This is a genomic window from Pseudomonas sp. 8BK, from assembly GCF_902506475.1.
GTDB lineage: Bacteria > Pseudomonadota > Gammaproteobacteria > Pseudomonadales > Pseudomonadaceae > Aquipseudomonas > Aquipseudomonas anguilliseptica.
Genome location: NZ_LR733261.1, coordinates 1 through 1889 on the forward strand (window position 1 = coordinate 1; position 1889 = coordinate 1889).

1 protein-coding gene is annotated in these 1889 nt (G+C 58.3%); it reads right to left on the reverse strand.

Features of this window, described 5'->3' with window-relative positions:
• On the reverse strand, window positions 1–1889 hold a 1889-nt coding region (locus ACIN8IBEIGE_RS20755; RefSeq protein WP_160016446.1), incomplete at both ends, for a type I secretion system permease/ATPase.

Genomic DNA, 1889 nt, shown 5'->3' on the forward strand with positions numbered 1-1889 from the left:
AGGCGGTGCGCGATGATGATCACCGTACGGCCTTTGCAGATGGCCTGCATGTTCTGCTGGATGATGCGCTCGGACTCATAGTCCAGCGCACTGGTGGCTTCGTCGAAGATCAGGATGCGCGGGTTGCCGATCAGCGCGCGGGCGATGGCGATGCGTTGGCGTTGGCCGCCGGACAGCGAGGCGCCATGTTCACCGACCACGGTGTCGTAGCCTTCCGGCAGCTCCAGGATGAATTCGTGAGCACCGGCCATCTTGGCTGCCTGCATCACGGCTTCGATGGGCGTGCCCGGGTCAACCAGGGCAATGTTCTCGCGAATGCTGCGGGCGAAGAGCATGTTGTCCTGTAGCACCACGCCGATCTGCCGGCGCAGCGAAGAAACATCAGCTAGGGCCAGGTCCATACCGTCGACAAGCACGCGGCCGCGCTCGGGGGTGTAGAGACGCTGTAGCAAACGGGTCAATGTACTTTTGCCAGAACCGGAGCGCCCTACTACGCCAATTACTTCACCCGCCTGGATGGTCAGGCTGATACCGCGCAGCACTTCCGAGCCATCTGGGCGATAGCGGAAGTGCACTTGGTCGAATTCGACATCGCCGCGTAGTGGCGGCAAAGCGCTGCGCGAATCTTGTGAAAGTTCAGTGCGGGTATTGAGAATATCGCCCAAGCGCTGCACTGAAACGCCGGTCTGCTGGAAGTTGGTCCACAGCTGAGCTAGACGCATGATCGGCTGCGATACTCGGCCAGCAAGCATGTTAAACGCGATCAACTGACCAACACTCAGATCACCCTCAACCACCAAACGCGCGCCCAGCCACAGGGTGGTGACAGTTACCAATTTACCAATAAAGCCGACGCTTTCATTGGCAATGGTCGAAAGGGTTTGAGTCTTGAAGCTGGCGGCCACATAGCCAGCCAGTTGGTTATCCCACTTGCGGTTGATCTGCGGCTCCACCGCCATCGACTTGAGGGTGTCGATGCCGTTTATGGTCTCTACCAGAAACGCCTGATTCTCTGCACCACGGGAAAAGCTCTCGTTTAGGCGCGCCCGCAATACCGGGGTGATCAGCAGGGACACAATGAAGTACAGCGGCAGCGACAAAATCACCACCAGGGTCAGCCAGCCGCTGTACATAAACATCACAGCGATAAACACCACCGAGAACAGCACATCCAGAATCAGGGTGATGCTGTTGCCGGTGAGGAAGCTGCGGATGTTTTCCAGCTCGCGTACGCGTGCAACCGAGTCGCCGACCCGCCTTGCCTGGAAGTAGGCCAACGGCAGGGTCACCAGATGGCGGAACAAACGAGAGCCCAGTTCCACATCGATGCGGCTGGCCGTGTGGGCAAACACATAACTGCGCAAGCCACTGAGCAGCGTCTCGAAGATCATGATGCCGAGCAGGCCGATGGCGATCACATCCAACGTAGTCAGACCGCGGTGCACCAGCACCTTGTCCATCACCACCTGGAAGAACAGCGGCGTGAGCAAGGCGAAAATATTGAGCACAAACGACACCAGCAGCACTTCGCCGAGCAGCTTGCGGTACTTAACAATGGCGGGGATAAACCAACTGAAATCGAAACGCGCCAGGTCGCCAGCCAATGAAGCTTCGGAGCGGATCAGGATCAACTCGCCAGTCCAGCGCGCTTCCAGCTCTTCGAGACTAAGCACTTCCGGGCGCTGGGCCTGAGGGTCATGGATCAGTGCTTTGCCGTCATCCAAACGGGCGATGATAAAGAAGCGCCCATCGCTGTCAGTGGCAATTGCCGGAAGAGGTGTATGACTCAGACGGGAAAGAGAGCTGCGTGCAGACTTGGCTTTGAGACCCAACTTCTTAGACGCCAACAGCATTTCGGCGCGGCCAAACAGGCGGCCGTCTTCGGCGTA